This is a genomic window from Acidimicrobiales bacterium (assembly GCA_041394185.1).
Lineage (GTDB): Bacteria > Actinomycetota > Acidimicrobiia > Acidimicrobiales > Poriferisodalaceae > JAAETH01.
Genome location: JAWKIQ010000002.1, coordinates 827,018 through 853,788, shown reverse-complemented (window position 1 = coordinate 853,788; position 26,771 = coordinate 827,018). Strand labels below are relative to the sequence as shown.

General features: G+C 63.9%; 26 protein-coding genes and 1 tRNA gene. 12 read left to right on the top strand and 15 right to left on the bottom strand.

What is annotated here, in order from left to right:
* Window positions 1-5 precede the first annotated feature (5 nt).
* The 8 genes from R2770_11595 to R2770_11560 all read right to left on the bottom strand — a co-directional run bounded on the left by R2770_11595 (window position 6) and on the right by R2770_11560 (window position 5,202).
* Window positions 6-905 (bottom strand): nitroreductase family protein, encoded by a 900-nt coding sequence (locus R2770_11595; GenBank protein MEZ5281103.1) that lies wholly within the window; start codon window positions 903-905, stop codon window positions 6-8.
* Between the two features lie 78 nt (window positions 906-983).
* A complete protein-coding gene (locus tag R2770_11590) occupies window positions 984-1,910 on the bottom strand; it encodes a cysteine synthase family protein (GenBank protein MEZ5281102.1) in 927 nt (308 codons plus the stop codon).
* A gap of 44 nt (window positions 1,911-1,954) precedes the next feature.
* Complete coding sequence (locus R2770_11585; GenBank protein ID MEZ5281101.1) at window positions 1,955-2,491, bottom strand: SRPBCC domain-containing protein; 537 nt, start codon at window positions 2,489-2,491, stop codon at window positions 1,955-1,957.
* A complete protein-coding gene (locus R2770_11580; protein ID MEZ5281100.1) occupies window positions 2,488-2,835 on the bottom strand; it encodes a metalloregulator ArsR/SmtB family transcription factor in 348 nt (115 codons plus the stop codon). The genes R2770_11585 and R2770_11580 overlap by 4 nt, the downstream gene beginning before the upstream one ends.
* A 49-nt stretch (window positions 2,836-2,884) precedes the next feature.
* Window positions 2,885-3,562, bottom strand: a complete 678-nt coding sequence (locus tag R2770_11575) for a class I SAM-dependent methyltransferase (protein ID MEZ5281099.1) — start codon at window positions 3,560-3,562, stop codon at window positions 2,885-2,887.
* A 596-nt stretch (window positions 3,563-4,158) separates the two neighbouring features.
* Window positions 4,159-4,428, bottom strand: a complete 270-nt coding sequence (locus tag R2770_11570; protein ID MEZ5281098.1) for a ribbon-helix-helix protein, CopG family — start codon at window positions 4,426-4,428, stop codon at window positions 4,159-4,161.
* Entirely contained in the window at window positions 4,425-4,676 is a 252-nt protein-coding gene (locus tag R2770_11565; GenBank protein ID MEZ5281097.1) for a hypothetical protein, read from the bottom strand. Before R2770_11565 ends, R2770_11570 begins: the two co-directional genes overlap by 4 nt.
* 301 nt (window positions 4,677-4,977) lie before the next feature.
* Complete coding sequence (locus tag R2770_11560) at window positions 4,978-5,202, bottom strand: hypothetical protein (protein MEZ5281096.1); 225 nt, start codon at window positions 5,200-5,202, stop codon at window positions 4,978-4,980.
* Window positions 5,203-5,982: 780 nt separating this feature from the next.
* On the opposite strand from R2770_11560, the gene R2770_11555 reads away from it, so the two are divergent.
* Window positions 5,983-6,345: a hypothetical protein gene (locus R2770_11555; protein ID MEZ5281095.1), complete on the top strand. Its 363-nt coding sequence runs from the start codon at window positions 5,983-5,985 to the stop codon at window positions 6,343-6,345.
* A gap of 73 nt (window positions 6,346-6,418) precedes the next feature.
* On the opposite strand, the gene R2770_11550 is transcribed toward R2770_11555, so the two are convergent.
* A complete protein-coding gene (locus R2770_11550) occupies window positions 6,419-7,249 on the bottom strand; it encodes a phosphotransferase (GenBank protein MEZ5281094.1) in 831 nt (276 codons plus the stop codon).
* Between the two features lie 688 nt (window positions 7,250-7,937).
* Window positions 7,938-8,011: transfer RNA gene (locus R2770_11545), tRNA-Gly, on the bottom strand.
* 83 nt (window positions 8,012-8,094) lie between these two features.
* Between R2770_11545 and dcd the strand changes: the two genes are divergently transcribed.
* Both dcd and R2770_11535 read left to right on the top strand, forming a co-directional pair.
* Window positions 8,095-8,661, top strand: a complete 567-nt coding sequence (gene dcd, locus R2770_11540) for a dCTP deaminase (GenBank protein MEZ5281093.1) — start codon at window positions 8,095-8,097, stop codon at window positions 8,659-8,661.
* A gap of 57 nt (window positions 8,662-8,718) precedes the next feature.
* Window positions 8,719-9,933, top strand: a complete 1,215-nt coding sequence (locus tag R2770_11535; protein MEZ5281092.1) for an MFS transporter — start codon at window positions 8,719-8,721, stop codon at window positions 9,931-9,933.
* Between the two features lie 40 nt (window positions 9,934-9,973).
* On the opposite strand, the gene R2770_11530 is transcribed toward R2770_11535, so the two are convergent.
* Both R2770_11530 and R2770_11525 read right to left on the bottom strand, forming a co-directional pair.
* Entirely contained in the window at window positions 9,974-12,511 is a 2,538-nt protein-coding gene (locus R2770_11530) for a heterodisulfide reductase-related iron-sulfur binding cluster (protein MEZ5281091.1), read from the bottom strand.
* 46 nt (window positions 12,512-12,557) lie between these two features.
* A complete protein-coding gene (locus tag R2770_11525; protein MEZ5281090.1) occupies window positions 12,558-12,980 on the bottom strand; it encodes a cyclic nucleotide-binding domain-containing protein in 423 nt (140 codons plus the stop codon).
* A gap of 103 nt (window positions 12,981-13,083) precedes the next feature.
* On the opposite strand from R2770_11525, the gene R2770_11520 reads away from it, so the two are divergent.
* The 7 genes from R2770_11520 (at window position 13,084) to R2770_11490 (ending at window position 20,491) form a co-directional block, all read left to right on the top strand.
* A complete protein-coding gene (locus tag R2770_11520) occupies window positions 13,084-13,572 on the top strand; it encodes a winged helix-turn-helix domain-containing protein (GenBank protein MEZ5281089.1) in 489 nt (162 codons plus the stop codon).
* Between the two features lie 161 nt (window positions 13,573-13,733).
* Window positions 13,734-15,560 carry a molecular chaperone DnaK gene (dnaK, locus tag R2770_11515; protein MEZ5281088.1) on the top strand — a complete coding sequence of 609 codons (1,827 nt, stop codon included), beginning with the start codon at window positions 13,734-13,736 and terminating at the stop codon, window positions 15,558-15,560.
* Complete coding sequence (locus R2770_11510) at window positions 15,557-16,102, top strand: nucleotide exchange factor GrpE (protein ID MEZ5281087.1); 546 nt, start codon at window positions 15,557-15,559, stop codon at window positions 16,100-16,102. Before dnaK ends, R2770_11510 begins: the two co-directional genes overlap by 4 nt.
* Window positions 16,103-16,159: 57 nt before the next feature.
* Window positions 16,160-17,113: a DnaJ C-terminal domain-containing protein gene (locus R2770_11505; protein ID MEZ5281086.1), complete on the top strand. Its 954-nt coding sequence runs from the start codon at window positions 16,160-16,162 to the stop codon at window positions 17,111-17,113.
* 37 nt (window positions 17,114-17,150) lie between these two features.
* Complete coding sequence (locus tag R2770_11500; GenBank protein MEZ5281085.1) at window positions 17,151-17,555, top strand: helix-turn-helix transcriptional regulator; 405 nt, start codon at window positions 17,151-17,153, stop codon at window positions 17,553-17,555.
* Window positions 17,556-17,885 (top strand): hypothetical protein, encoded by a 330-nt coding sequence (locus R2770_11495; protein MEZ5281084.1) that lies wholly within the window; start codon window positions 17,556-17,558, stop codon window positions 17,883-17,885.
* 71 nt (window positions 17,886-17,956) lie between these two features.
* On the top strand, window positions 17,957-20,491 hold the full coding sequence (locus tag R2770_11490; protein ID MEZ5281083.1) for an AAA family ATPase: 2,535 nt from the start codon (window positions 17,957-17,959) through the stop codon (window positions 20,489-20,491).
* Window positions 20,492-20,506: 15 nt separating this feature from the next.
* Here R2770_11490 and R2770_11485 read toward each other — a convergent pair whose 3' ends face one another.
* The gene (locus R2770_11485; GenBank protein ID MEZ5281082.1) at window positions 20,507-21,136 is read right to left on the bottom strand and encodes a hypothetical protein; all 630 of its coding nucleotides are present in this window, start codon (window positions 21,134-21,136) and stop codon (window positions 20,507-20,509) included.
* 119 nt (window positions 21,137-21,255) lie between these two features.
* Here R2770_11485 and R2770_11480 point away from each other — a divergent pair, with 119 nt between their 5' ends.
* Together R2770_11480 and purB are read left to right on the top strand one after the other, a co-directional pair.
* Entirely contained in the window at window positions 21,256-22,536 is a 1,281-nt protein-coding gene (locus tag R2770_11480) for an adenylosuccinate synthase (protein ID MEZ5281081.1), read from the top strand.
* A 2-nt stretch (window positions 22,537-22,538) separates the two neighbouring features.
* The gene (gene purB / locus R2770_11475) at window positions 22,539-23,966 is read left to right on the top strand and encodes an adenylosuccinate lyase (GenBank protein MEZ5281080.1); all 1,428 of its coding nucleotides are present in this window, start codon (window positions 22,539-22,541) and stop codon (window positions 23,964-23,966) included.
* A gap of 79 nt (window positions 23,967-24,045) precedes the next feature.
* Here purB and R2770_11470 read toward each other — a convergent pair whose 3' ends face one another.
* Window positions 24,046-24,432 (bottom strand): hypothetical protein, encoded by a 387-nt coding sequence (locus R2770_11470; protein ID MEZ5281079.1) that lies wholly within the window; start codon window positions 24,430-24,432, stop codon window positions 24,046-24,048.
* An 84-nt stretch (window positions 24,433-24,516) separates the two neighbouring features.
* Window positions 24,517-26,607 (bottom strand): alpha-galactosidase, encoded by a 2,091-nt coding sequence (locus R2770_11465; protein ID MEZ5281078.1) that lies wholly within the window; start codon window positions 26,605-26,607, stop codon window positions 24,517-24,519.
* Window positions 26,608-26,771: the final 164 nt, after the last annotated feature.

Here is a 26,771-nt window from a genome sequence, read left to right as displayed (position 1 = left end):
GGCTTTCAATCCGCCTGCCTGACGGTCTCGACGATGGTCTGCAGCCTTGCATCGAGTGCGGCACGAGATGCTGACGCATCGTCTCCGCCTGCTGCGTGTACCCGGACTCTGGTGCCGCCGGGAATCTGCTCGACATCGACACGCAGGTCGGCGAGTTCGGATTCCGCGATCGCTGAGCTGACCGCCGCGGGACTCACCTTGACGTCTGCCTCGGCCACGACCTCGACGCGTGTGGGGTCATCGGCCGAGGGTCTGGTCTGGCCGAAACGGTCGAAGTAGGTGATGTCGCGGGCCGGACGCCGTCGTTTCGACGGCGAGAAGTCGACGCCCTTGGTATAGGCCACCGGGAAGAGACAGATCTGGGTGACGTCGTCGGGCAGTTCGAGCAACTCGGCGACCGCGTCGGCCTGACCGAGGTACATCGTCGTCCAGACCGAACCAAGCCCGCGACTGCGCAATGCGACCATGAAGCTCCACGCCGACTGGATAACCGAATCGAACAGCCCCGGCCGGCCGCTGCCGTCGTGTCGGCCGATGATCGTCGGGATCACCAGTGCGGGCATCGATGCGATGCTTTCTGCGAGACGCTTCGCTCCCTGCATCATCCGCGCGTTGGGGTGGTTGGTGCCTTCGAGCCGTTCGGCGGTCTCGATCACCCAGCTTCCGCCGGCCGCCAGGTACAACTCGGCGAGCCGGTCCTTTGTCGCCTGGTCGCGGATGATCATCCACCGGCGGCTGCCCATGTTCCCGCCTGTTGGTGCCTGCTCGGCAATGTCGATGCAGTCGAGCAGCACCTGATCTTCGACCGGCTTCTCCAGATCCAACCGCATGCGCACAGCCCGGGTCGTGGTCAGCGCGTGGTCGACGACGTCGATGTACCCATCTGTTCCAGGGAGAAGTTCCATCGCCTCAGTGTTGCGGGGACTGCTCGGCCGAACATAGCCGCACCAGGAATTGAAGGTGCGTTCGAGGTCGTTCCGAGTTCACCTGTACAGAGGGCCGTTCAAGTATTTGAGTCCCGAGTCGGGCTGAAGCGAGACGACACGGTGTCCGGGTCCGAGTTCCCTGGCAAGGCGAGCGGCCGCGAGGATGCTGGCACCACCGCTGGGGCCGGTCCAGACCCCCTCGACCCTGGCCAGCTCGCGAGCGGCCGCGAAGGCATCTTGGGTGCTCACCGCGTCGAGCCGGTCGTAGGTGTCGGGTGTGATGAGTGGCGGGACAAAGCCGACCCCACCGCCTTCGATCATGTGGCTTCCAGCTGGCCGTCCTGCGATGACGGCGGATTCTTCGGGCTCGACGACGGTGCGGATGACGTCGGGCCAACGCTCGCTGATTGGGCGGCTCGTTCCGATGTACGCGCCACCGACACCCACATAGACGGCCAGGCCGTGGATCTCGCCGTCGATCTGTTCGACCAGCTCACGGCCGATCTGCAGATAGCCGTCCAGTGTGTCGAGGTTGTTGAACTGATCCGTGGGAAAGGCGCCCTCCTGCTCGACGATCTCGGCCGCGCGAGCCTGCATCTGTGGGATCAGGGCGGGATGAATACCTTCGTCGCTGTGGATCAGTTCGAGGTCGGCACCAAAGGCGCGCATGGTCAGGAGCTTTTCCTCGGCGAACGCGTTCGAGGGCACAATCCGCAGTGGGTAGCCCTTGATGCTGCAGACGAAGGCGAGCGAACTCCCCGTTGATCCGCCCGTGTACTCGACGACGGTCTGGCCGGGTTGCAGCTCACCCCTTGCCTCTGCTCCTTCGATCATGGCGAGGGCCATGCGGTCCTTGTACGAGCCTGTTGGATTGGCCGCCTCGAGTTTGACCCAGATCTCCGCCGCCTCGGGTCCGCCAAACGACGACAGCCTTGCGACCGGGGTCCTTCCAATTGCTGCTAGTGCGCCCGGCCGATTCTCCATGCGGCGGACCCTACTTCACCGCCTCGCCTCAGGAGCGTGGGCGGTCAGGTCGACACCAGTTCGTCAAGCGTGGCCAGCGAGCTGGTGAGGCCGGCTGCCGACTGCTCCATGAACGTCTCGGGATCCTCGGGGTCGGGCAGGTCGACCTGCATCGTCATCAGCGTGAACCCGTCGCCGGTCGGCTCGAAAGTCAACGTCTGGACGGTCGCCGGGCCGGTCGGATCGGCGTCGCCCATCACGAACCACTCGTCGGCGTCGAGTCGAGCGGGTCGGTCGATGTGGGTGTAGGTGCCGTACCAGGCCATCGATCCGAAGCCGGGGATGACCATGGCGTAGTGGTAGCGGCCGCCTTCGACGGGGTCTGACTCGCATACGGTCATCTCCGAACCGGCAGGAGCGGCCGACGGGAACCAGATGCGCAGGTCGGCCGGATCGGTGAAGGCCCGGAAGACGCGATCGGGCGGGGCGCCGAACACCCGGACGCACCGATACGACGAACCGTCCTCGTTCAGCTCGATCTTGGCCGATCCTCTTCGGGCATCGAGGGTCGACAGGTCGGTTGGGGTGCTGTGGTCGGTCATGTGCGGTTCTCCTGGGAGGCGCTGGATTCGGTGTCGTTGGAAACGAGTTCGTCCAAGGTGTCGAAACGGGCTTGCCAGACGTCCTCGAAGGAAGCAAACCAGTCGTGTGCGGCCTGCAACCCTCGCCCGTCGAGGCGATAGCGGCGATAGCGGCCGTCGGTTCGGGCCGAGACGAGCGACGCGCGAGTCAAGACCTTGAGGTGCTTCGATACCTGGGGTTGCCGCAGGCCCGAGGCGTCGACGAGCTCGGACACGGTCGACTCGCGTTGGTGGTGCAGCAGCTGCAACAGATGGCGGCGGTTTGGCTCGCCCACGGCGTCGAGGACGAGAGCGGTGTCGATCACGCTCAGCAAGGTACATATTCCCCTAGAGGAATGCAACCTCCGGGGATGTTCAAGTCGTCCGGACGGCCATTTCGAGCCCGTTGCTCATGGGGAGCGTCATGGTGGTGAAGCCGTTACTGGGGTCATCCAGGAAGTTGAACAGTCCCTCGTAATCGGCTCGGCGTGTGATCGTGTTGTCGGCGATGATGACGCCTCCGACGGGAATGCGGGGAGCGACGAGTTCGACGGTGGCGGGCACCATGGCAACCCAGATGTCCAGCAGCAGCAAGTCGACCGGTCCGTCATCAGGGCCGAGCGTCTGCCTGAGATCACCCTCGCGCAGCTCGATGAGGTCGGACACACCGGCGGACTCGAAGTTCTGTCGAGCGACCGCAACCTTCTCGGTCTCACGTTCGGTCCCGATCACAACCCCGCCACCGTTGTCGCGAACAGCGGTGGCGAGAAACAACGTCGATACACCGAACGAGGTGCCCGCCTCGACGATTCGCCGGGCCCCACGCATCCGGCACAGCAGATAACAAAGCTCGGCCTTGTCTCGATCTAGCGCCACGTACTTGTCCGCCCAGAAGGCTCGTCCGGCCTCGACCTCGGCTTCGGTTCCGATCGTGGACCGGCTTCCCTCACCGCTCAGCCACCGCTGGTTGTCGGCTTCTTGGGCATCGTTGGCTGCGTAGAGCCGGTCCAGCGTGGACCTGATGCGCTCGTCGTCGCGCAGTGAGTTCGTCATGGCTTCTCCTCGGGCTGACGACCGTCAGCTTGCTCCAGGATCTATGCCTGGGCGAGTTCAGGGGCTTGCGGGTGGCCGGTGCCCCCAGAAGCTGGGCTTGGTCAGTTGTGTGACGGTCCAGGAGTTGTGATCAGCCGGAACGGTCGATCGTCGATCTTCAAAGCCGTTGCACAAAACGTGACCATGTTCTGTCCCATCACCGCTCACAGTGAGAAAGCGCGCCCGCAGGCGGACTTGCTCTACATAGAGTGACGAAGCTCGGACGTCTCGTCGCTCAAAGTGACGAAACGCGCCCGCGGACGGCATAGAGCTGACTCGATGGGTTCGAACCTGACCGGGGTGAGATTCAGGAGAGCGAGCAGCCGTAGCGATGGTTCTCCAGCTCCGACCTCCAACAATCGAAGCGAAGTCCTGCGGCCGATGACCTGCGGTACCCGGCCCTGATCCCCTGACCTGGGCTTTCGCTTGCGAGCGGATGACGGGAATCGAACCCGCGTTCTCAACTATCCAATCGCGAACAGAAGCGAGCGGAACGGATGCTTCTGTGTGATTGACGGCATCTTGCGCCTTCGACGGTCGGAGTTTGGGCGCATGTCTCAGAGGTAGGCGTCGAGCGCGTCTCGGATCACTTGGCTTTCGGACTTGGCGTCGGCGTCGGCTCGTTCCTTGATGCGGTGCTTGTAGCTGGATGGGGCGCGAAACGTCAGGACCTCGGCCTTGGTGTCGCCGATGCGTGGTGAACGCCGTCGGGTCTTCTTGATCTTCTCGATGTCGTCGGGGTTGAAGTCGGCGTTCTCGAAGTCGTCGGCGATTGCGGCGATTTCGCTGTCGGTGAGTGTCTTGCCGGTCTTGGTGCGTCGGGTCATGAGTCTTCTCCGGTGAGGTAGGCCCGGAACACGGGTCGGAGTGGCATGGCGTGGATGATCAGGTCGTCGTCTTCGAGTTGGAGATAGAGCAGTTCTAGAAGGTTGCCAGCGGTGTCGGCCCCGATGCAGAGGCCCTTTGCCGGTTCGTCCTCGGGGTCAATGTCGTAGAAGCCAAGTGCGTTCTCCCACGCGTGTGAGATCTGCTCGTCGTTGAGGTCGTGGCGATATGCCGACGAATGGATCTCCATCGGCCTTAAGTGTAATACGTTTAAGGGAGGCCGGTGTTCATGGTCACTGTCGCCGATTGACACTCGTCGGCAAGGCTACGGTCGATGCTGAGGAGGCTCAGCAGCCGAAGCCGGCACGGAGGCCGTGTTGGGACTGGGCGGCTTAGTTACTCGGTGATTGGTGGATGGTCTCCGTGGAGGCGGCGGCTCAGCCACCGCGGCCAGCGGTGTTCCCACTGCAAACGGGAGATGGCCACGGCGACCTGCAACGGGTGTTCGAGGTCAGTGTCGACGAATGAGCGGACCAATGGGTCGTTCCGTATCAGCTCCATGAGGCCATCGAGATCGACCGCGTCAGTCGGTCGAGGCGGGTGGAACCATTTACAACCTTCACCTCGTATTGCCGTCCCGTGTCGTCGATCACGGCTTCGTACTCGCCGTTCTCTATGTCGATGGGCTCCATGAACGCGGCCGCCTGCGAAACGCTCGGTTCGACGTTGACCCCTCCGTCGCCGAAGATGAAGATGGCTCGGACCTGGTCTTTCAAGACGCCAGTCTGCCGTGTCGACGGGGGCCGTCCAAGCCCCGGGACAAGGCTCAATCGCGCAGGCAGGGGCTTGCAGCCGAAGGCGTGAAGTCGCCGCGCGCCCCTACTCTTCTGGTCCATGAGCGAGTTGCCTTCCTTCCGCTTTCCTGACCCTGTTCGACAAGAGGCGATCGTCAGTCGAGAGATCACGTGTGTTGTCTGCGGTCAGCCTCGCGAGTACTGATACCAAGGACCGGTGTCTGGCCTGGGTCGGGTCGAGCCGGAGAAGATCTGCCCGTGGTGCATCCATGACGGCTCCGCGGCGGCGAAGCTCGGTGTCAGCTTTCTTGATCGACTTGCAGTTCTCGGTCTTCGGGCTGAGATCCAGGAAGTCGTGACGACGCGGACGCCCTGCTACACCGGCTGGCAAGAGCCCAGCTGGCGGACTCACTGCGATGACGCTTGCGAGTTCGTCGGCCGGGTAGGGACGACGGAGCTCTCCGAGTTTCCACCTGAGGCCACCGAGGCTGTCCGGCGTTCTGCCCGTGAATGGGTCGAATCCGATGAAGAGTGTGAGGAGCTGCTCCGCTCGTGGTATCGCGATGCCGACCTCTCTGCGTACCTATTCCGCTGCCTGCATTGCGGGGCCTTTGACGCCCATGTTGATGCTTCATGAGTGGATCGGTTCCGAAGGCCTGGTCGGGCTGGCGTGTCTTGGCACTTGTTGTCGTCCTACTGGCCGCTTCTGGGTGTAGCGGAACATCGGACTGCCGAGACGTCGCTGCGGCCGACTCGGAAGAGTTGGCTGTTCGAGCCATCGTCAGCATGGCGGAGAATGTGGACCGACCTGTCTTGCTCCAACTGGAGGATCGTGCCGGTCTCCGTACCGCCATCGAACAAGAGCTTGGAGACGTCACCTACGTGACCGGCCAGGAGATCGCCGAACTTCGCTTGTCCGGTGAGTCGTTCCCGAATGGTGCTGTTGTGCTCTCGCTGGGCGAGATGCAATTCCACGACCGCCTTCCCATTGTCGGGATCGAAGTGACCAGGCGACCGGACCCAGACATGTCCGAGCAGCACTTCGTCCTGTTCATGCGCGAATCCGGCGACTGGGTCCAGGTTTATCCTGACGACGTCGGGGTCTTCTTTGACCTTGGCACTTAGGCGTATCGGAGTTCTCGAGTTCGGTGGAGATCACCTCAACCACGGCGCTGGTCATCACCACAACGTTCTGCGGCTACAGCGGGGTCGAGTTCGTAGTCGTATCCCGTCCGGCTGCACCGGCGGACCTGCTTCTGATCGGACGCTGTTCGGGGGTCCCTACCTGCGTGCTGAAGCATTGGCGCATTAGCACTCCAACCTCGGGCATCGCTTCGATCGGGCCGAACCCATGTTCAACCAGCCATCGAATGTTCGACAGGCTTCGCAGCGACCACCACGCCGCGACGAGTTCACGGTCAACCTCAGCTCCGTAGCCGGCGATCACATCGTCGAGGCGTTCGGGATAGCCGAGGGTGAGCGTCGCGAGGTCATAGAGGGCGTCGCCTTGGGCTGCTTCGGACCAGTCGATGATTGCAGTCACCTCGTCGCCCGACACAAAGACATGGTCGACCTGTAAGTCGCCGTGGATGAAGCACGGTTTCCACGTCCGCAACACCCTCTCGGCGAGCTCTCGATTCCGTCTCACGACCGCCGTGGGCAGCACGTTGTTGGCGGTGAGCCACTCACTCTCTGCTTCGAGACGCGCCGCTATTTCGTCAACCCCTCGCCCCGGCCACGGCGGCAACGGCGCGTCATGCAGCGCCCGAACCGCCGCACCCGCAGCGACCCACGCAGCTGTCGACGCCGAGGACGGATCACCGAGATGACCGAGCGGTCGGCCTGCTGCTGCGGCGAGCGTAAGCACCGGTGGCTTCCGCCACAGCACCTCAGGTGTGGGAACCGGAGCCAACCCCATTGCTTCGACCTCTACATCGATCCGGTTCTGGTCCGAGTCGACCTTCAGGAAGACCTCGCCCACACGCAACGTCGCACGCTCGCTGTGCGCAACCACCACCTCGACTTCCATGGCGGAAGCCTAGGAGAACCTCGAACCGTCCCGAGCAGAATCCGCCAGGTCGCGGTGCAGACGTTCGGCCTCGGCTCCCCGTGAGCGGATCGTGGCCACACAAAGCGACCGTCCCCGACCCAAGTGGTCCGGACGGTTCGAGCAGGAGCCTCCGGGTCGACTCGAAGTCTGGTGCCGAAGCTGGTCTTGCCACTGGCGGTGTATCCGTCTACGACGCCGCGCAGACGTGAGGGGCTCATGGCGATGATGCGAGCGGCAAGCGCGTTGATCAGCTTGCACCGGTCGAGGGAGATCGACGACGGCAAGGCCTGTGCAGGGTTGAAACGGACTCGTAGGCGTCAACTGGCCCAGGTCTGGCTCCTCAAACAAGTTGTTGGATCATATCAATCAACTTGTATGTGAAGTTGTTAGTCGTGGCCTCGCCCGGATCGAAGCGAGCCAAGTGCCAGGCTCGGGTGGCTGCCTTGGTGGCGAAGGTCGTGTCGGCGGGAACCTGCTTGCCGAGGTGCCAGCAGCGGCGCCTGGTTGCGCCCACTAGGCAGTTTCCGCGTGTTGCCGAACGGTCTGCCGCCCACCTGTGACCTCTCGTGCCTACTACGGTCCGATGTTCTAGGCACGCTATACGCACGAAACCTGGTGTGATCCACCTGCGAATCCCGATCGTGGTCCCCTGACCTGGGCTTTCGCTTGGAGCGGGTGACGGGAATCGAACCCGCGTTCTCAGCTTGGGAAGCTGATGTTCTACCATTGAACTACACCCGCAGGGCCGCCTCGGCGGCTGCGACCAGGTGAGTGTAGCGCCGCTGACGGCGCGGCCCCAGCCGCCAAACTACGATGCGGCGGTCATGATTCTCTCCGACCGCACCATCCGCGACGAGATCGCCGCCGGCCGCATCGTCATCGAACCACTCGACGAAGCCTGCATCCAGCCCTCGTCGGTCGACCTTCACCTGGACGACACCTTCCGCGTCTTTCGAAACCACACCCAGCGTGTGATCGACGTCAAGGAAGACCAGACCGACCTCACCGAAGAGGTGGTCGTAGAGGGAGACGACGCCTTCATCTTGCATCCCGGCGAGTTCGCCCTCGGGTCCACCCTCGAACGGGTGGCCATTCCCAACGACCTGGTCGGGCGTATCGAAGGCAAGTCCTCGCTGGGCCGCCTCGGATTGTTGATCCACACCACTGCCGGATTCGTCGATGCCGGATGGGATGGATATCTGACGCTCGAGTTGTCGAACGTCGCCAACCTTCCCATCACGCTGTATCCGGGGATGAAGATCGGCCAGATCAGCTTTATCAAGATGACCACCGAGGCCGACACCCCGTACGGCTCCAGCGCCCTCGGCTCGAAGTACAAGGGTCAGCGCGGGCCGACCCCCAGCCGATACCACGAGAACTTCAAGCGCTGACCCACAAGCCGAAATCATCAGAAGCCCCACTGTCCGGCGGTCTACCGTGACCGTCCCATGGACGACGACCAACTAGCAGGCCGCGTAGAGCGCATCTATCTGAACCTGGGATTCGTCTTCGGGTTCGTCATGATGTGCTTCGCTGTGGCAGCGACGGTCGCATGGGTCACCGAGGCAGGCCTGTCACCCACCCGGCTCATCATCATGGGGTCGGTGCTGGAGGCGACAGCTCTGCTGTTCGAGGTGCCCACCGGCGTTGTCGCCGATCGGCACAGCCGCAAATGGTCGACCGTCATCGGCTATGTGCTTGTAGGTCTCGGTGTTCTGACCAGCTTGTCGACGACCTACTGGATCCTCCTGGTTGGCCAGTTCATCTGGGGTTTGGGCTTCACCTTCCAGAGCGGAGCGGTAACCGCCTGGGCCACCGACCAGCTGGGTCGCGACATCGATGAGCTGATCGTCGAACAGGCGCGCAGGCGCAGCCTCGGGTTCGTGGTCGGCATCGTCGTTGGAACGGCGATCGGCTCGATCAACCTGTTCTGGGCCATCGGCCTGGCCGGACTGGTCGCGATCGGGACGGCCGCACTGCTCGCCTTCGTCATGCCCGAGCCGGTCAAACCTGCTGGTGCAGACCAGCCGGAGTCGGCACTGCAGACGGCTCGCAACGGTTGGAATGTCGTCCGCCCGTACCCGATGGTGAGGTTGGTGATGCTCGTCGCGCTCCTCGGCGGCGCAGGGTCTGAGGTGCTCGATCGCCTGTACACCAAGCGACTGATCGACATCGGAGTGCCGTTCGCCGACCCGGTGGTGATCATCGGCGCGCTGCTGCTGTTTGCCCAGCTCGGCTCGTGGTGGGTGCTCGGCCGCGTGGTCAATCGCCTCGGCGGACGCGAGATAGGGGCGGGCGCGATCGGGGCAGCGTACGCAACCACGGCCCTGGCGTCCTTCGCCCTGGCCCTCGGGCCGGTGTTTGCGATCGCTGCCGCCGGACAGTTCGTCTCGCGTATCTCGAGGGCGACCATAGAGCCGATCGAATCGGTCGTCGTCAACCGTCGAGCCCGATCGCAAGAACGAGCGACGATTCTGTCGTTCCACGGTCAGGCCGACGCCCTGGGTCAGGCGCTGGGCGGCCCGACGATGGCCCTGGTCGCCTGGGTCTCGACGACCAGCACCGCCATGGCGGCCGGCGCCTCGCTGTACGCGGTTGCCGCAGCGATCGCCTTGACCCGCAAAACCGGAAAGGGTGACGACCCGGCCGCAGCGAGCGGCTAGATCGTCACCCTTCCTGGCACTCAGTAGGCCGAGGCCAGCGTCAGTTCTGGTTCTTCTCGGCGGCGAAGTCGGCCGCCTGACCCTTCCAGTTCTCACGGTCGATGCGGTCGGGGAAGTCTTGTTCTTCCTCGAGGGCGTCGATCTCTTCCTGGGACAGTGCTGCGATTTGCTCGAAGGTGACGATGCCCTTCGTGTGCAGCCAGGCCTCGAGCACAGGGCCTATGCCCTTGATGCGCTTCAGATCGTCTGGCGCGATCTCAACGGCCTCGACCTCAGCGGCCTCGACGGCAGCTGTCTCGGCCGTCTCGACTACCTCTGCCGGAGCTACCAGCGTGGCCACGGGCGCACCGCCACCGGCGAGAGGCGTGTCGTACAGCAACTCGCTGGGGGTCTCGACCCTTCCGCCACCGCCGGCCTCGGACTTCTCGATGGCCTCCAGCAGGTGCATCGAGATGTCGGCGACCTTCAGGCTCTCGTCGGCGCCGTTGAGCTTGGTGCCGTCGTCCATCATCACGTAGCAGAACGGGCAGGCGGTTGCGATGCGGGTGGCTCCGGTCTCCATCAGCTCGGCCGACCGGGCCTCGTTGACCGAAACGCCGATGTGTTCTTCCATCCACATCCGGGCGCCACCAGCGCCGCAGCACATTCCCTTGGTGCCGTTGCGCGGTGCCTCGACGATCTCGACACCAGCCAGAGAGCCGATGACCTTACGGGGAGCGCTGTAGACGTCGTTGTGGCGGCCCAGGTAGCAGCTGTCGTGGTACACCACCCGCTCGTCGAGGCGGGCGCCCGCCAGATCGAGTCGGCCCGAATCGATCAGATCGCTCAGCATCTGGCTGTGGTGGATGACCTCGTAGTGCCCCTCGAGCTGGGGGTACTCGTTCTTCAGGGTGTTGAAGCAGTGCGGGCACTGGGTGACGATCTTCTTGACGCCCATCTCGTTGAGCATCTCGATGTTCTGCATCGCCAGCATCTGGAACAGGTACTCGTTGCCCGAGCGTCGGGCCGAGTCGCCGGTGCACATCTCGGATGGACCCAGGATCGCGAAGTCGACCCCAGCCCGATGCAGGAGCTTGGCGGTGGCTTCCGACACCTTGCGGTTCTTGTCGTCGAATGCGCCGGCGCAGCCGACCCAGTACAGGTACTCGGCCTCGAATGGGTCGCCGCCGTCGATGATGTTGACGAAGTCGAGCGATTCGGCCCAGTCGCCGCGCTCGGCGTTGTTGATGTTCCACGGGTTGAAGTTGTTCTCCATGCCGCGGAAGGCACCGCCGAGCTCGCTCGGGAAATCGGACTCCATCAGGGTGAGGTAGCGGCGCATGTCGAGGATCTTGTCGAGGATCTCGATGTTGACCGGGCAGATCTCGTCGCACGCCTTGCAGCTGGTGCACGACCAGATCTCATCGGTGGTGATGCGCTCGAAGACGCTGTCGGCGGTGACCGTGATGTCCTTGTCGACACCGATCGGGGGTGTGACGGCAGGCGAACCGGTGCGGGCCATGACCTCGCCGGTCTTCAACACGATCTCGCGCGGATCGAGTGGCTTGCCTGTGGCGTGAGCCGGACACACCGAGGTGCAGCGCCCACACATGGTGCATGCGTCTGTGTCGAGCAGCTGCTTCCAGGTGAAGTCGGCGATCTCGGTTGCGCCGAAACTCTCGAGCTCGGTCTCCATCAGGTTGGGCATCGCCCGCATGGCGCCCTTGGGGCGGTCCTTGTCCTTCAGGTACATGTTCAGCGGCGAGGTGAACATGTGGCGCAGCATCGTGATCGGCAGGATCACCAGGAACGCCATGAAGCTGACCACGTGCAGGATCCACATCGCCTGATGCCAACCTGCCACCGCATCGACGCTGTCGACCAACCCCGACAGTGGATAGCCGATGAACGACCACTTCTCGTGATCGGGGCGTCCGTCTACGGCGATGCGGAACATCTCGGCGAGGAAGCCGGTGACACCGATGGCGAACAGCACGCCGAGCACCACAGCGTGTTCTGGCCTGGTCTTGATGCGGATTCGGTAGGGGCGCTGGACGTAGCGGCGGATGATGGCCCAAACCACGCCGATCATGTAGATGAGGCCGCCGAAGTCACCGACAAACGCGAAGCCCTGGTAGACGCCGCCGTGGAGGAACTTGAGCTCGGTCGGCAACTGGTGGTCGATCTCGAGGGTGGTGGTGACACCCAGCAGGATGAAGAAGCCGTAGTACAGCATCAAGTGCATGAGACCGGCGCCGGGATCGCGCAGCAGTGTCTGCATGAGCACGCCGGCACGCCAGTCCTTGATGCGGCGGTGGGCGTTGTCGGCGCGCAGCTGGCGACGATCGGGCTGGCCCCGCTCCCAGTTCTTGACGCGCATGGCGAACATCCAGGCGCCGTAGACCAGCAGAACCGGGATGACCGTGTAGAAGACGATCTTCAGCCCCGTGGGGATGTTGCCGAACACCGTGCGGTGAATCGGCGAGTCCCCTTCGAATTCGAACACGGACGCGGCGATTCCCGACAAGACGGTGACCGTGGCCATGACGGCACCGAAGGCGAGAACCAGCTGATGTGGCTTGATGCGGCGAATGTTCACGCCGCAAACCGTATCCGAGCCGCGGCCCGCGATCGAACGTGGATTGTCAGCCGAAGATCTTGCGGTCGAGATCGCGCACCTTGCTGGCGAGCGTTCCGGCCAGCTTGATGGCGATCGTCGGCGAGTCCTTCAGAATCTTCTGGAAGTCGCGAGACTTGATGCGAAGCAGCTTGACGTCGGAGTCGGCCACCACCGTCGCGGTGCGTGGGCCGTGATCGAGAAGCGACAGTTCGCCGATCGAGTCACCGGCGCCCAGCGTGGCGATCTTGCGGCCATTGCGCTTGACCACCGCCTCGCCGGCCAGGACCACGAATGTCTCGGTTCCCTGGTCGCCTTGGTCGACGATGACGGCACCAGCCGCCATATCGACCTCGTCGGCAACGCGTGCGATGTGGTCGAGCTCCTTCTTCGAGCAACCGGAAAAGAGATCGAGATCGGAGAGGAATCCGATGTGTTCAGTGCGCCCCATGTGCGCAGTGTAGGTATTTCTCGACGGCCGTGCCCAACAATGCGTCAGAGCCGTTCATATTCGCGAAACACTCACGTCACACACCCTCTTTAGCTTTCCGGCGATGGAGGTCGTACAAGTTCCCTGGCCCGGCGGTGATCAGCTCCGCCGGGATCTCTCGGCAGAGAACCTGCCGAGGCTTCTGATCGTCAGTAACGGTTCGGCGCCGCCGCTGGTGGCCGACCCGCTCGAGGACTGGATTCGCGTGCCTGCGACCGACGAGGACATCGAGGCCAGGGTGCGAACCCTGGCTCGGCGTGCCGAGCAGATCAACTCGCCCAGCATCGACGAAGACGGAGTTCTGAGCTACGACGGCTATCAGGTGCCGCTGCCGCCGGTGGAGGCTCGGCTGGCAGAACACCTGGTCAGGCGAATGGGTGCGGTGGCGAGCCGTACCGAACTGGCCCGCGCCGGATGGCCAGGTGGCATGCCCACACGCAACGCACTCGACGTGCGCATTCTGCGGCTTCGCCGACGGGTCGAGCCGAGGGGCCTGTTGATTCGCACGGTGCGCCACCGCGGATACCTGATGGAGGCTGCTCCAAGGCACTGACGACGATTCCACGGCCACCAATCAAACAAGTTGTAAATACCACACTCAGGTTTTATGATTGTCCCTGTCAGTGTGAGGCGGAATCCGCGTGATTCCCCGCCACACTGGCGAAACAGCCGGGCCGCCGGTCCGGTTCTCGCAACCACAGGAGACATCGCACAATGGCCAAGGCCGTAGGAATCGACCTGGGTACAACCAACTCCGTCGTCGCCGTCCTCGAGGGTGGCGAACCCACCGTCATCGCCAACGCCGAGGGCGCCCGTACCACCCCGTCGGTCGTTGGCTTCAGCAAGAGCGGCGAGGTTCTCGTCGGCGAGGTCGCAAAGCGCCAGGCCGTCACCAACCCCGCTCGCACCATCTCGTCGGTCAAGCGTCACATCGGCACCGACTGGAAGATCGACATCGACGGCAAGAACTACACCGCCTCTGAGATCTCGGCGCGCGTCCTTCAGAAGCTCAAGCGCGACGCAGAGGCCTACCTCGGCGAGCCGGTCACCCAGGCCGTCATCACCGTTCCCGCATACTTCGACGATTCGCAGCGCACCGCCACCAAGGAAGCCGGCCAGATCGCCGGCCTCGAGGTGCTTCGCATCATCAACGAGCCGACCGCGGCCGCATTGGCCTATGGCCTCGACAAGGAAGACGAAGATCAGACCATCCTGGTGTTCGACCTCGGCGGTGGCACGTTCGACGTGTCGGTCCTCGAGATCGGTGATGGTGTGTTCGAGGTCAAGAGCACGTCGGGCGACACCAACCTGGGCGGCGACGACTGGGACAACGCCGTCATCGATTGGCTGATCAAGCAGTTCAAGGGCGAGCACGGTGTCGATCTCGGCGCCGATGCCATGGCCAAGCAGCGGCTGAAGGAAGCTGCCGAGCAGGCCAAAAAGGAGCTCTCGTCCAAGACGAGCACCCAGATCAACCTGCCTTTCATCACCGCCACCGACGCCGGGCCGCTGCACCTCGACTACGAGCTCACCAGGGCCCGGTTCCAGGAGATGACCAGCGACCTCGTCGCCCGCTGCAAGTCGCCTTTCGAGCAGGCCATCAAGGACGCCGGCCTGTCGAAGAGCGACGTCGACCACGTCATCATGGTCGGCGGCTCGACCCGCATGCCTGCCGTTCAGGACCTCGTCCGTGAGCTCACGGGCAAAGACCCGCATCAGGGCGTCAACCCCGACGAGGTCGTCGGCGTCGGCGCTGCCGTGCAGGCCGGCGTGCTGAAGGGCGAGGTCAAAGACGTCTTGTTGCTCGACGTCACCCCCTTGTCGCTCGGCATCGAGACCAAGGGCGGTCTCATGACCAAGCTGATCGAGCGCAACACGACCATCCCGACCAAGCGCTCCGAGACCTTCACCACCGCCGAAGACATGCAGCCCTCGGTCGAGATCCACGTGCTGCAGGGCGAGCGCGAGATGGCCAGCTACAACAAGACGTTGGGCAAGTTCCAGCTCGTCGACCTGCCGCCCGCTCCTCGCGGAGTGCCCCAGATCGAGGTCACATTCGACATCGATGCCAACGGCATCGTCCATGTCTCGGCCAAGGATCGCGCCACCGGAAACCAGCAGTCCATCACCATCACCGGGCAGTCGTCCGTGTCCAAGGACGACATCGAGTCGATGATCAAGGATGCAGAGGCCCATGCCGAGGAAGACCGCAAGCGCCGCGAGCAGGCCGAGGTCCGTAACAACGGCGACGCCCTCGTCTACTCGACCGAAAAGGCCCTGCGCGACCACGGCGAGTCGATGCCCGAGGCCGACCGCCAGCCGGTCGAGGCTGCCTTGAGCGAACTCAAGGCCGCCCTCGAAGGTGAAGACATCGACCAGATCAAGCAAAAGACCGACGCCCTCGGCCAGGTCAGCCAGGCCTTCTTCCAGAAGGTCTACGAGAACGCTGCCCAGCAGGCCGAGAGCACCGAGTCTTCATCTGGTGGCTCTTCGTCCGATGACGACGTCGTCGACGCCGAGATCGTGGAAGACGACCAGTGAGCAACGACCCGACCAACGAACCCGACGTCGACGATGGTGTCCGGTCCGAGGTCGCGCCCGATCCGGTCGGGGCAGCCGAAGAAGCCGCCCCGACCGAGGTCGACGACATCACTGTCGAGGATTTGATCTCGAGCCTCGAGCAGGTGACGGCTCAACGCGACGAATACCTGCAGACCGCCCAGCGCATCCAGGCCGAGTTCGACAACTTCCGGCGTCGCAGCACGGCCGAGGCTGCCGAGCGAGCGGCTGCGGGGGCCCAACGCCTGGCCGAGGCCTTGCTGCCCGTTCTCGACGCATGCGACTCGGCTGTGGCCCAAGGCGAAGAGGCGATCACCGCCATCCGCAGCCAACTGCACAGCGTGCTCGAACGCGAGGGGCTCCAGCGCGTCGCCGCCGAGGGTCAAGTGTTCGATCCAAACGTGCACGAGGCCGTCATGCACGAGGCCGGCGACGGCGACCCGGTCGTGGCCGAAGAGTTCAGGCCCGGATACACCTTCCAGGGGCGGGTCCTCAGAGCAGCGATGGTCAAGGTCCAGGGCTGAGCTCTGTCGATCCGACCTACATCAACAACGAACCGTCCGCCTGAGAGGAGGTGACCCGTGGCGGTGCAACGTGAGTGGTTCGACAAGGACTATTACGCGACCCTTGGCGTGAAGCCGGACGCAACCGCCAAGGAGATCACCAAGGCATATCGCAAGCTCGCCCGCGAGTATCACCCCGATGCCACGGGTGGCGACGACGAGAAGTTCAAAGAGATCTCCGCTGCCTACGACGTCGTCGGCGATGCCGAGACCCGAAAGGAATACGACGAGGCCAGGCGCATCGGCCCCGGCGCGGCGGGTTTCTCGGGCGGTCCGTTCACCGGCGCCCCCGGTGGCTTCCAGGTGCGCTTCGACGACATGTCAGACGTGGGCGGTCTCGGCGACATCTTCGGCGGGCTGTTCGGTAGGCGGGGTGGCCCCGGAGCGCGCAGCGCGGGCATCCGCGGTGTCGATCAGGAGGCTCGCCTGCATCTGGGCTTCAACGAAGCCGTCAACGGCGTCACCACGACCGTGCATCTCAGTACGGACGTTCCTACGGCGACCGGCATCGAGCGTCGCACTCGTGAGGTGAAGGTGCGCATACCGCCCGGCGTCGACGACGGCCAGCGCATTCGTCTCAAGGGAAAGGGCGGCCCGGGTCGAGGCGGAGGCGAACCTGGCGATCTCTATGTCGTCATCGACGTTCAGCCGCACGAGATCTTCGGCCGCTCGGGACGCGATCTCACCATCACGGTGCCCATCTCGTTCCCCGAGGCCGCGTTGGGCGCATCTGTGAAAGTGCCGACGTTCGACAACTCGACCGTCACGTTGAAGGTTCCTCCGGGCACACGTTCGGGCAAGACATTCCGCGTCAAAGGTCGGGGTGTGGCAACTTCTAAGGGCACAGGAGACCTGCTGGTGACCGTCGAGGTAGTCGTTCCCCAGAAGCTCACCAAGAAAGAGCGCGAGGCAATAGAGGCGCTTGCAGAGGTGACCGACTGGTCGCCGCGCGAGCATCTCGACAACGCCTAGGCCGCCAAACCAGCACATCGATATCCGGGACGATCCCATGACCCCATCTGGAGACAGCAAGAGCGAAATCGCAAGGGCCCTCTACGTGATCTCGGTCGCGGCCGAATTGGCCGGGGTCCATGCCCAGACCCTGCGGATATACGAGCGCAAGGGTCTGGTCGAGCCGGCGCGCACCCCAGGCGGCAGCCGCCGGTACAGCGACCGCGACATCCAAAGGCTCCAGCGCATCCAAGAGCTCACCAACGAGGGTCTCAATCTGGCGGGCGTCAAGCGCGTCCTGGACCTGGAAGCCGAGAACGAACGGCTTCGATCCGAGATAGCCAAGATCCGCCAGCAGGCAGCTTCGGCCATCGAAGAGGTCAGGCGCGAGCATCGGCGCGATCTGGTGCCGCTACAGCAGGCCGTGGTGCGCTGGGAGGCTCACCCCCGAGGCGGACGTTAGGTGGACATCATCGAGCTGGTCTCGCTGCTGCTGGCACTGCTGGGTGCGTCGATCCTGTTGTTCGGCGTCGCATTGTTCGTCTCCAACAAGGTCAACGATCGACGTATGGCCCAGGTCAGCGGGCCATACCTGGTCAGGATCGGTCCGGCGAAGGGCCGTGGTCGCGATGGCGACGATCTCGAAGAGCGATTCGACAGCCTCGACGCCGCTCGGTCTGCGGCCGAGCAGGCCCTGCTGGGTTGGCCCGAGCGAGCGGTTGCCCATGTGTTGGGGCAGCGCACCGACGGCGACTGGGACGTCGTCGACAGGGTCGAGGTTCTCCATCCCTAGACCGAAGACAAAGGGCGAAAACCTGATAACAGCACTATCAACTTTCCTGATGGTGGGGGTATACTCAGATCATGGCAATTGATCCGAACCGCTGGACCCTGAAGACCCAGGAGGCCATGGCGGCCGCGCTCACAGCGGCTCGCGATGCAAGCAACCCCGAGGTCACCCCCGACCACCTTCTCGCCGCCCTGCTGGGCCAGGAAGAAGGTGTGGTGCTTCCGCTGGTGACCAAGCTCGGCCTCCAGCCCCTGTCCCTTCGCAACGCTGCATCCGATGCGATCGAACGTCTGCCCAGCAGCTACGGGGGCTCTGAGCCGCGCATGAGTCGCGACCTCATCTCGGTCATCGAAACCGCAGACACCGTGAGGGTCGAACTCGGCGACGAGTACCTCAGCACCGAACACATCGTCGTGGCGCTGGCCAACGGTCCCGAGAACTCCGATCGCCGGGCACGTATCGATGTGCCCCGCGAGCAGGTCATCGAAGCTTTGCGCTCGATCCGTGGCAGCCGGCGAGTCACCAACCAGCGGCCCGAAGACACCTTCGAGTCGCTCGAGAAGTTCGGAACCGACCTCACCCAGGCAGCTCTCGAGGGCAAGCTCGACCCGGTCATCGGCCGCGACGACGAGGTGCGCAGGGTCATTCAGGTCCTGTCCAGGCGCACAAAGAACAACCCGGTGCTCATCGGCGAGCCTGGGGTCGGCAAGACGGCGATCGTCGAAGGCTTGGCCAGGCGTATCGCCGAAGGCGATGTTCCCGAGAGCCTCAAGCACAAGCGGCTGGTGTCGCTCGACATGTCTGCGCTGGTGGCTGGGGCCAAATACCGCGGCGAATTCGAAGAACGCCTTCAGGCGGTGCTGGCCGAGATCAAGGACAGCGACGGCGAGGTCATCACCTTCATCGACGAACTCCACACCATCGTCGGTGCCGGCGCCAGCGGCGACTCGGCCATGGACGCGGGCAACATGCTCAAGCCGATGCTCGCCCGTGGCGAGCTGCGAATGATCGGCGCCACCACCCTCGACGAGTACCGCGCCCACATCGAAAAAGACCCGGCGCTCGAGCGACGCTTCCAGCCGGTACTGGTCGGCGAACCTTCGGTAACCGACACCGTGGCCATCCTTCGGGGGCTCAAGGAGCGTTACGAGGTTCATCACGGTGTGCGAATCCAGGACGCCGCTCTGCTGAGTGCTGCCGTCTTGTCCGACCGCTACCTGAGCGACCGCTTCTTGCCAGACAAGGCCATCGACCTCATGGACGAGGCCGCAAGTCGCCTGCGCATCGAGATCGACTCGATGCCGATGGAGATCGACGTGGTCGACAGGCGTATCCGTCAGCTCGAGATCGAGCTGGTGGCACTGGCCAAGGAGAGCGATCCGGTCAGCGTCGAGCGCCGCAACGAGATCGAGGCAAGGCTCGCCGACGACAAGGAGAAGCTGGCGGGCATGACCGCCCACTGGGAGCTCGAGAAGGCCGCCATCGACAAGATCCGTGCCATCAAGTCCGAGATCGAGCGTCTCAACGGTGAGCTGGAGCGCGAAGTCGACCTCGAGAAGGCCGCCGAGATCCGCTATGGAAAGCTGCCCGAGCTGACCCGACGTGTCGATGCAGCCACCGAGGAGCTTCGCCGGCTTCAGGCCGAGCAGAGGATGCTGAAGGAGGAGGTCGAGCCAGAGGACATCGCCGAGGTGGTCGCCCGCTGGACCGGCATACCGGTGTCGCGCCTTCTCGAGAGCGAGGCCGACAAGCTGGTGCACCTCGAGACGCTGCTGCACGAGCGTGTCGTCGGACAACACGACGCGGTGTCGGTGGTGGCCAACGCCATCCGCCGCAGCCGGGCCGGGCTGTCCGACCCCAACCGGCCCATCGGAACCTTCTTGTTCCTCGGCCCCACCGGCGTCGGAAAGACCGAACTGGCCAGGGCTCTGGCCCAGGTGATGTTCGACGACGAGCGCGCCATGATCCGCATCGACATGAGCGAGTACATGGAGAAGCACTCGGTCAGTCGCCTGATCGGGGCGCCTCCGGGTTATGTCGGTCACGACGAGGGCGGCCAGCTCACCGAGAGCGTGCGTCGCAAGCCCTACTCGGTGATCCTGCTAGACGAGGTCGAGAAGGCCCACCAGGACGTGTTCAACGTGCTGCTGCAGGTCTTCGACGACGGACGCCTCACCGACGGACAGGGGCGCACTGTCGATTTCACCAACGTCGTGGTGATCATGACGTCGAACCTGCCGGGCGACCCGGCCGACTTCTTCCGTCCCGAGTTCATCAACCGCATCGACGACATAGTCAGGTTCCACGAGCTGACGCGCGAAAACATGGCGCCCATCGTCGAGATGCAGTTGGAGGCGGTTCGCCATCGTCTCGACGATCGGGGAATCGAACTCGACGTCAGCACCGAGGCCATCAACAAACTGGCAGACCTTGGCTACGACCCGGCCTTTGGCGCACGACCGCTCAAGCGCACCATCCAGCGAGAGATCGTCGATCGACTTGCCATGATCCTGCTCAGCCGGCCGGTCGAGGACGATTCTGTCGCCGAGGTCGACGTGGTCGACGGTCAACTCGAAGTACGGGTGCGGGTGCCAGCCCACCAGGTCTGAGGCACAAAACCGAGTTCAGGATCGGGCGAGCGCTTCGAGTTCGTGGGCCATGTTTTCGTGGGCCTGGGCCTGCCATGCCAAACGTGCAGGCGCCGTGTTGAAGACCCGGCTGCGCTCGAGCATTCCCCTCAGGAAGGCCGAGCGTCCGGCGATGAATGTCGCATCGTCCAGGTGCCCATACTCAGCGCGCACTCCTCCTCTGTAGCTGTCGTAAGCCGCCGGCTCGGCGCCCAGGATCGACAGGTCGGCGTCGACGACCAGGCAACCTTCGAGGTCCCCTTCGGCCACCGAGTGTCCGGCGGTCAACAGGACCAGCCGGGCCACCTGCTCGACAGTGGCCTCGGGCACGAGCCCGCCCAGCGACTGCCGGGCCAGGTCGGCGCTGCGAGCCTCGTTGTCGGTCGACTGAGCGTCGTAGACCGCGTCGTGATACCACACGGCCAGTTCGAGCGACACCTTCACCGCAGGGTCGCGAACGTCGAGTTCGTCGGCCAACCAAGTGGTCGCGCCCAACATCCGGTCGAGGTGTTCCGTGTCGTGATAGGCACGCTGGGGCTGGCTCCACATCCGAAGCAAGGCCTCCAGCCGGGAGGCCAGCGGGGCCTGCCGGCTCAAGAACCGCAGTGAGTTGCTGACGTGGCGCACGGGTCCATGTTCGCGCGGCAGGTCGTCGCTGCATCCGGAAAGCACATTTTCGGTGAGGTGCGAGTCCGGGGAGATATAGGATCGTCCAACGTCGTGCACACCCGACGTTTGGAGACCGTGTGCCTGCTTCTATCGCGGTTGGTACCCAATGGGGCGACGAGGGCAAGGGCCGCGTCGTAGACGTGGTGGCCAAGGAATCGACCCTCGTGGTTCGGTATCAGGGGGGTCACAACGCTGGCCACACTCTCGTGGTCGATGGTGAGACGTTCGCCCTGCAGCTGATACCCAGCGGCGTCCTCTATGACCATGTGACGCCGATCATCGGAAACGGTGTCGTGGTCGACCCCGTCACCTTGCTGGCCGAGATCGACACGCTCGAACGAAAGGGTGTCGACTGCAGCCGCATTAGGGTTTCTTCGCACTGCCACCTGGTCATGCCGTACCACCAGGTACTCGACGCGTTGAGCGAAGAACGCCTGGGAGATTCGAAGCTCGGAACCACCAAGCGCGGCATCGGCCCGGCCTACTCGGACAAGACCGCTCGTCTGGGTGTGCGAATGGAGCATCTCGCAGATCCGGCGACGTTCAAGCAGATGGTGGCGGCGTCGCTGCTGGACAAGAACCACCTGATGCGCGAGGTGCACGGCCACGAAGGCTTCGATCCGGCTGCGCTGGCCGAGCAGTTCCTCGACGAGATCGCGCCCCGAGTGCTGCCGTATGTGGCGGACACCATCGACATGATTCATCAGTCGCTCGATCGCGGTGAGCGAATCTTGTTCGAGGGTGCTCAGGCGACCTTCCTCGACGTCGATCACGGAACGTATCCATACGTGACCTCGTCCAATCCGGTAGCCGGGTTCGCCGCGGTTGGTGCTGGTGTCGGGCCCAACGTGTTCGACCGCATCATCGGTATCACCAAGGCCTACGTCACCCGGGTTGGCAGCGGCCCGTTTGTTACCGAGCTGCTCGACGACACCGGCGACATCCTCGTCGAGCGGGGCCGCGAGTATGGCGTAAACACCGGCCGCCGGCGCCGTCCTGGCTGGTTCGACGCCGTCATGGGTCGCCACGCGGCTCGGCTCAATGGCCTCACCGAGATTGCCCTCACCAAGCTCGACATCCTCGACTCGTTCGAAACGATCAAGGTATGCGTCGCCTACGAGATAGACGGCGTCGAGCGTTCCGTGATGCCCGATCGATTCGCCGACCTCGAGAAGGCCAAGCCGGTGTATGTCGAGCTCCCGGGGTGGGAAGAAGATCTGTCTGGCATCACCGAGGCCAACCAACTGCCGCCGCGGGCAATGGACTACATCCGCTTCCTCGAGCAGCAAGTCGGTGTACCCGTAGGCCTGGTGTGTGTTGGCCCGGGACGAGAGCAATACCTGCAGCTCGGGCGCTGACGGTGTCTGCCAAACCCGCGATCTCCAACGTTCTGGCCGATCGTTATGCCAGCACGCAGATGTGTGCGATCTGGTCGCCAGAAGCCAAGGTGGTTCGCGAGCGCCAGTTCTGGATTGCGGTCCTTGAGGCCCAGCGCGCCGCTGGGGTCGAGGTGCCACAGAAGGTCGTCGACGACTACAGAAGGGTTGTCGACCAGGTCGACCTGGGATCGATCCGCGAGCGCGAGAGGGTCACTCTTCACGACGTAAAGGCCCGGATCGAAGAATTCTGCGATCTGGCCGGCCACGAGCACATCCACAAGGGCCTCACCAGCCGCGACCTGACCGAGAACGTCGAGCAGGTCCAGATCAAGGACTCGCTGCTGCTGGTGCGTCGCAGCGCTCTGGCCGTGCTGGCGCGAATGGGCGCGAGGGCCGGCGAGTACTCGTCGCTTGTGATGACCGGCCGGTCTCACAACGTCGCCGCCCAAGCGACGACCCTGGGCAAGCGCTTCGCATCGCTGGCCGACGAACTGATCAGCGCCATCGACAGGCTCGACGCCTTGCTGGACAACTATCGGCTACGGGGCATCAAGGGCCCTGTGGGCACCCAACTCGATCAGGTCGAGTTGCTCGGTACGGCTGAGGCCGCCAACACCATCGAGCGGTCGATTGCCGACGAACTGGGATTTTCCGCCACGTTCGACAGTGTCGGTCAGGTCTATCCGCGATCGCTGGACCTAGAGGTGGTGTCGGCCCTTTGCCAGATCGTCTCGCCGCTGGCCAACATGGCGCTGATGGTTCGCCTGATGGCCGGAGCCGAACTGCTGACCGAGGGATTTCGGCCCGGCCAAGTCGGCTCGTCTGCCATGCCGCACAAGATGAACACCCGCTCGACCGAGAGGATCGGTGGGTTCATGACCATCTTGCGCGGGCACCTCACGATGGCCTCGAGTCTTGCCGGCGACCAGTGGAACGAAGGTGATGTCAGCTGCTCGGTCGTCAGGCGAGTGCTGCTGCCCGACGCATTCTTCGCGACCGATGGAGCCCTGCAAACCGCTGCGACTGTGTTGGACGACCTCGGGGCCTACCCCGAGATGCTCGGACGAGAGCTCGAGCGCTATCTGCCGTTCTTGGCGTCGACCAAGCTCTTGGTGGCGGCCGTAAAGGCCGGAGTTGGCCGCGAGCATGCTCACGAGATCATCAAGAAGCACGCCGTTGCCGCGGCGCTGGCGATGCGTGAGCGGGCCGCCGACAACACGATGCTGGACGACCTTGCAGACGATCCGGACTTCCCGCTGGACCGCACCGAGATCGGGTCGCTGATAGGCGACCGGCTTCAGTTCGTGGGCCTGGCGGGTGAACAGGTGGCCGCCGTGGTGGGCCGCATCGAAGAGCTGCTTGCGACCGACCCCGATGCCGCGGCTGAGGTGCCTGAACCGATCCTTTGACCGGCGCGACCAAAAAGCCGAAGGCCGGCGACCCTGGAGCCGCCGACCTTCGAAGATCCACCGTATTGATTTGGCTGAGTCAGGAGCCTCTCTTGATGCCAGCCGACTTCAACACTGCAGCTGAGACACCAAATTCTCGCCAAGTGGCATATTCGATGCCCTTGCGGTCGCCGTAATCCTTTGCGACTGAAATGAAGCCTTGTTCAAGTGAAGAGATGTCGACTATCTCCTCACGCTCCTGGAGTTCTTTTTCGAGATCTCGCCGCTCTTGCATGAGGTCGAGCTTGGCTATGCCGGTGGCCGATTCGAGCTCGGAGGCGATCGATTCGAGCTTGGCCTTGATGCCCTCGACTGTGCGCTTGCGGCCACGCTTGGGGCGATGGGTCTCGAGGGCCTCGAGATAAGCCCTTACCGCCGCTCCCTCAGACCTACCTCTGGCAAGTGCAGCTTTGTGTTCTTCTGACATTGGTGATTTGTTCGGTGGAACCATGACGGTCATTATCCCGGTTTGATCCGGCTGCTTCCAACATCGATGGGATTAATGGAGCGCTCAGTTGACGGCGGTGAATTCGATGATCAGACATGTCTCGGGGTCGAGAGGAGGCAATGGAAGGCCCTGACGCTCGAACGTCTTACCGCTGGAGCGGACGGGCCCCGGGAACCACGGGGGCTTGCGCCGTGCTGCCCGGCGCGGCAGCCCGAGCTCTGATGCCAGCGAAGCGACGTATTCGGCGTGCGGATCCAGCCCGACCGGGTGAAAGTTCAGCGGCAACTCGCTGCTGCCTGTCGCAACCTGCGAAAGGCAGAACACCGCCTGTGTGGCGTCGGGTGAGACGACCCCGTGGGCCACCACCGAAGGATCGGGGTGGTCCAGCCGTACGACATTGCCGCTGTGCAGCAGAGGCCGAAGACGTTTGTGGGCGGCGACCGCTGCGGCCAGCCGGGCGAGGTCTTCTTCCCCGGCCTCGAGCAGGTTCCACTCGATGCCCAAATGGCCGAACAGGGCGGTGGCGGCCCTGAAAGCCAGCGTCTGGGTTCGGCCGGTGGTGTGGGAGGTGGCCGGACCTATGTGAGAACCCATGACCTCAGGAGGGAACAGCACCGAGAAGCCTCGCTGAATTGCCTGGCGTTCGAGAGCGTCGTTGCAGTCCGACGTCCAGATTCGACAGGCGCGCCGCAGCACGGCGAGGTCGGCGCGCCCACCTCCCGAGGCGCAGCTCTCGATCTCGACCTGGGGGTGGGCTTCGCGAATGCGATCGAGCAGCGAATACAGACCGATCACATGGCCGCGAGCGCCTGGCCGGCCCCCGTGCGAGCCCTGCACGATGTCGCGGTTCATGTCCCACTTGAGATAGCCGATCGGATACCGCTGCAACAGGGCGTCGATCGAGGCGAAGAGATGATCTGCCACCTCGGGACGCCCGAGGTCCAGCACCAGCTGGTGTCGACCCTGAAGAGGCACGTAGCCCGGAGTTGTCAACGTCCAATCGGGGTGTGCCCGGTACAGCTCCGAGTCGGGGTTGACCATCTCGGGCTCCACCCACAGGCCGAACTCCATCCCGAGGACGGTTACGCGGTCGATCAGGGGGTCGAGGCCTTCTGGCCAGACATCGGGGCTGACCCACCAGTCACCCAAACCGGCTCGGTCGTTGCGTCGTCCGCCGAACCAGCCGTCGTCCAGGATGAACCGCTCGACGCCAACCTGAGCGGCTGCATCGGCCAGAGCGCATAGCCGTTCCAGGTCGTGGTCGAAGTAGACGGCTTCCCACGTGTTGAGGCTGACCGGCCTTGGCCTCGAGATCGGCAGGAAGCTGCGGGCGTGTGCGTGGAAGGCCTGGCTGAGGGAGGTGAGGCCGCAGTTCGACCACGCGACGACGACTTCGGGCATCGAATAGCTTTGCCCCGGTTCGAGCATGACCTCGCCAGGAGCGATCAGCTCGCCGGCCTGTATGTGCCGTCTGCCGTCGGCGAGAACCTCGGCGGCGAGTTCGTGGTTGCCGCTCCATGCGAGTTGCACCCCCCACAAGCTCCCGTGTTGTTCGCCGAACCCGGCGGTGCCCGCTATCAGCGCCGGAGCGCTCTGATGCGATGTGCGACCGCGGCGGTTCTCGACCACCCGCAGCCCTGTCCACGGCTCGCGACACAACGAGAACTCGCGTGCCCATCGCCCCCGGAACGACACCAGCTCGGTGGCCGTTGCCGGCACCGGAATGGACGGCGACAGCCTCGACAGCACGTAGATCGAAGGGCCGGTGTTGGTGAGCGAGGTGCGAACCACCAGCACGTCGTCGATCACCAACTCGATCTCGAGCTCCAGTTGGGCGATGGGGTCATGCAACTTGACCCAAAGGCGCGTGGTATCGGCCTCATACGCGACACAGCCAAACCTCGGCGACCACGCCGTACCGTCGCTGCGCATGCCCATGAGCCCGGGCCGGCCCATGTGACCGTTCGATTCTTCGGCCACGATGCCCAGCGGAACCGGTTCGTCGAGCCCACCGTGCGCGACCGCCCTGCCCAGCAGTTCTCGTGAAGGCGAGAAGGCGGGCCCGATGCTGACTATCTCGGGCATCTTGTCGCTGACGGCCACGGTTGCCGAGAGCCGCTGGCCCTCGATGGTCACAAGAGTCGGCTCGATCACCGCGCTAGTGATAGCAGCTCACTTGATTCCCGACGTCGCCACGTTCTCGACGATGTTGAAACAGGATGATCGTCGCAGAGATGATCAGCACCAGGTTCTTTGCATTTGGGCGACAGTCTGTGGCGCGTGCATCACTTTGGGCGGCGGGAGCTGGTACTCGTTGG